General features: G+C 63.4%; 3 protein-coding genes and 2 pseudogenes. All 5 read left to right on the top strand.

The window, feature by feature from the left end:
* Positions 1-318: pseudogene (locus tag EOA22_RS26775) on the top strand (sugar ABC transporter substrate-binding protein); the annotation flags it as partial.
* A gap of 135 nt (positions 319-453) precedes the next feature.
* Positions 454-1,350, top strand: a complete 897-nt coding sequence (locus EOA22_RS26770) for a sugar ABC transporter permease (RefSeq protein WP_013533025.1) — start codon at positions 454-456, stop codon at positions 1,348-1,350.
* 2 nt (positions 1,351-1,352) lie between these two features.
* Positions 1,353-2,219, top strand: coding sequence for a carbohydrate ABC transporter permease (locus tag EOA22_RS26765; RefSeq protein ID WP_013533026.1), 867 nt, complete (start codon positions 1,353-1,355; stop codon positions 2,217-2,219).
* Between the two features lie 4 nt (positions 2,220-2,223).
* Positions 2,224-3,321 (top strand): sn-glycerol-3-phosphate ABC transporter ATP-binding protein UgpC, encoded by a 1,098-nt coding sequence (gene ugpC / locus EOA22_RS26760; RefSeq protein WP_063167542.1) that lies wholly within the window; start codon positions 2,224-2,226, stop codon positions 3,319-3,321.
* Between the two features lie 5 nt (positions 3,322-3,326).
* Positions 3,327-3,888, top strand: a pseudogene (locus tag EOA22_RS26755) (mandelate racemase/muconate lactonizing enzyme family protein); the annotation flags it as partial.

The following is a 3,888-nucleotide window of genomic DNA, read 5'->3' as shown; positions in this document are numbered from 1 at the left end:
CGGGTTTGGTGGCTGACCAACGAGGACAGCCAGAAGCGCGAGGCCGCCGCCGGTCCGCTGCCGACCCGCACCGCGGTCTGGGACTGGGACCTGAAGCAGGCCGAAAACGATCCTTACAAGAAGGAGGTTCTTACCGCTTTCCAGGAAGAGGCCAAGCACGCCTTCGCCGTGCCGCAGACGCCTGAATGGATCGAGATCTCGAACGCCGTCTATCCCGAGCTGCAGGCGGCGATCCTCGGCGACAAGACCTCGAAGCAGGCACTGGATGAAGCCGCCGCCAAGGCGACACAAATCCTCCAGGACGCCGGCAAGCTCTAGCAACGGCTCCCAGGGCTGCCTCCCCCATCAGCAATGGGGGAGGCGATCGCGTTGCGCGGGATGCCAGCGGTTTACGCTAACCCTTCGCGCCCAGCCAACGCACCGCCGTCCAAATACAAACACTCAAGGATTCTGATGAAGGGCTTCAAGCCATCCGCGCCATTCCTGCTGCTGCTTCCGGCCATGATCGTGCTGGCGGCGGTGGTGGTGGTGCCGCTGCTTCTGTCGCTCTATTCGAGCTTCACCCCGTTCCGCCTGACGCGGCCCGAAACGTTCTACGTCTTCATCGGCATCCGGAACTATCTTTCGATCCTGTCCAACACCGACTTCTGGTGGGCCTTCGGCCGCACGGTTCTGCTGCTGACCATCGCGCTCAATCTCGAAATGCTGCTCGGGCTCGGCCTCGCCATGCTGGTCGAGAAGGCGACGCGCGGCCAGCGCATCCTGCGCACGCTGATGATGTTTCCGATGATGTTCTCGCCGATCCTGGTCGGCTTCCAATTCAAGTTCATGTTCAACGACAATATCGGCCTGGTGAACAATGCGCTGCAGTCGCTCGGCATCACGCGAGACGCCATACCGTGGCTGATCGAGGGCCATCTCGCCTTCATCGCCATCTCGATCGCCGAGATCTGGTCGTCGACGGCGATCTTCGCCATCCTGATCCTCGCCGGCCTGCTCGCCATGCCCAAGGAGCCGATCGAGGCGGCGCGGGTCGACGGCTGCACGCCGTGGCAGACATTCCGCTATGTGACGTGGCCATTCGTCATGCCCTTCGCCTACATCGCCATGACCATCCGTTCGCTCGACGTGGCGCGCGCCTATGACATCGTCAAGATCATGACCGATGGCGGACCGGCTGGCCGCACCGAACTGCTATGGACCTTGGTGGCCCGCACCGCCTACAGCGACGGGCGCATGGGCATGGCCAACGCCATGGCCTATTTTTCGATCCTGCTGTCGATCGCCTTCACCGTCTACTTCTTCAACAAGCTCGCCGCGGCGCGCACGCAGATCGGTGCGGAGTGGTGAAGATGGACGAGAATTCTTCCGCCCGCCTGAAGCGCCGGCTGCTCGGCATCATCTATCGCATCGGCCTGTTCCTGGCGATGCTGACCATCTGCCTGCCGGGCCTGTGGATCGTGCTGTCGTCGCTGCGGCCGACGGTCGAGATCATGGCAAAGCCACCGGTGTGGATCCCACAGGAGATTTCGTTCGACGCCTATGTCGCGATGTTCTCAGGCATCGGCAAGGGCGGCATCCCGGTGATTGAATATTTCCGCAACTCGCTGATCATCTCGGTGACCTCGACGGTGATTGCGGTGGCCATCGGCATGGCAGGCGGCTATGCGTTCGCCCGCTATCGTTTTCGCGGTAAATCGAGCGTCTTCCTCGGCCTGATGCTGACGCGCACCGTGCCGGGCATCGCGCTCTCGCTGCCGCTGTTCTTCCTCTATGTGCGGCTCGGCATCATCGACACCCATTTCGGGCTGATCCTCGCCTATGTCGCGCTCAACGTGCCGTTCACCATCTGGCTGATCGACGGCTTCTTCCGCCAGGTGCCCAAGGACCTCGCGGAAGCAGCGCAGATCGATGGCTGCACCCGCTGGCAGGCGTTCTGGCAGGTCGAGTTTCCGCTCGCCGGACCGGGCATTGCGTCGGCCGCGATCTTCGCCTTCCTGACCTGCTGGAACGAGTTCGCGCTGGCCTCGCAGCTGACCCGCTCGGTGAGCGCCAAGACGCTGCCGGTCGGCCTGCTCGACTACACGGCCGAGTTCACCATCGATTGGCGCGGCATGTGCGCGCTGGCCGTGGTGATGATCATCCCGGCGCTCACCCTCACCTACATAGTCCAGAAACACCTTGTCGGCGGCCTGACCTCCGGCGCGGTGAAAGGCTGATCCCATGGCAACCGTTACCCTCACCAAGCTGACCAAGCGCTACGGCACTATTGGGATCGTGCACGGCATCGATCTCGACATTGCCGACCGCGAGTTCATTGCGCTGGTCGGCCCGTCCGGCTGCGGCAAGTCGACGACGCTGCGCATGATCGCCGGGCTGGAGGAAATCAGCGCCGGCTCGATCGAGATCGGCGGACGCATCGTCAACGATTTGCCGCCACGCTCGCGCAACATCTCGATGGTGTTCCAATCCTATGCGCTCTATCCGCACATGACGGTGCGCGAGAATCTCGGCTTCTCCCTGAAGATCGCCGGCGCCGCCAAAGAAGACATGGACCGCCGCGTCGCCGAGGCCTCGGCCATCCTCGGCCTCGACACGTTGCTCGACCGCCGCCCGTCGCAACTGTCCGGCGGTCAGCGCCAGCGCGTCGCGATGGGCCGCGCCATCGTGCGCGACCCCGATGTGTTTCTGTTCGACGAACCGCTTTCCAATCTCGACGCCAAATTGCGCACGCAGATGCGCACCGAGATCAAGAAGCTGCATGCCAAGGTGCAGTCGACAGTGATCTACGTCACCCACGACCAGGTCGAGGCGATGACGCTTGCCGATCGCATCGTCATCATGCGCGACGGTCATATCGAACAGGTCGGCACGCCCGACGAGGTGTTCCGGCGGCCCGCGACGCGCTTCGTCGCCGGCTTCATTGGCTCACCGCCGATGAATCTGCACGAGGCGACGATCGATGACGGCCAGATGGTTTTCGCCAGCGGCGAAAGGCTGCCGCTGCCCGCTCAGTTCAAGGCCAATGTCACGACCGGCGACAAGGTGGTGTTCGGGCTGCGGCCGGACGACATCTACCCGACCGGCCATGGCATCAGTTCCGGTGGCGCGGCCGATGTCCACCAGATCGAGCTGCCGATCACGGTCACCGAACCGCTCGGCAACGAGACGCTGGTGTTCGTTGAATTCAACGGCACGGACTGGGTGTCGCGCATGCTGAACCCGAGGCCACTGCGGCCGGGCGAGCGGGTCGCCATGAGCCTCGACATGTCGCAGGCGCATCTGTTTGCCACTGAGACCGGAAAGACACTGCGGAGCTGATCGGCATGGCCAGAATCGAGAAAGTCGACCTTTGCATGGTGGACCTTGTGCCCAAGGTCAAGCGCACCGACGCGATCCAGAGCTTCGTCAGTCAGGAAACGCCGATCGTCACGATCACCGATTCCGACGGTGCGGTCGGCACCGGTTACAGCTACACGATCGGCACCGGCGGTTCGTCGGTGATGCGGCTGCTCTCGGACCATCTGGTGCCGCGCCTGATCGGCCGCGATCCCGACATGATCGAGGCGATCTGGCACGATCTCGAATTCGCCACCCATGCCACGACCATCGGTGCCATCACCGCCATCGCGATCGCCGCCATCGATACAGCACTCTGGGATCTGCGGGCCAAGAAGCAAAACCTGCCTTTGTGGAAACTGGCCGGCGGCGCCAAGGATCGTTGTCCGCTTTACACCACCGAAGGCGGTTGGCTGCACATCGAGACGCAGGCGCTGGTCGACGATGCGCTGGCCGCCAAGGCGAAGGGATTTCGCGGCTCGAAAGTCAAGATCGGCAGGCCGCACGGGTCGGAGGATCTTGCCCGCCTGTCGGCGGTGCGCAAGGCGG

Origin of the sequence: Mesorhizobium sp. M7A.F.Ca.US.014.04.1.1 (assembly GCF_003998745.1) — a bacterium.
In the GTDB taxonomy this organism is placed as follows: Bacteria; Pseudomonadota; Alphaproteobacteria; order Rhizobiales; family Rhizobiaceae; genus Mesorhizobium; species Mesorhizobium ciceri.
The sequence above is the reverse complement of the archived record's forward strand: the minus strand, read 5'-3'. Positions and strand labels throughout refer to the sequence as shown.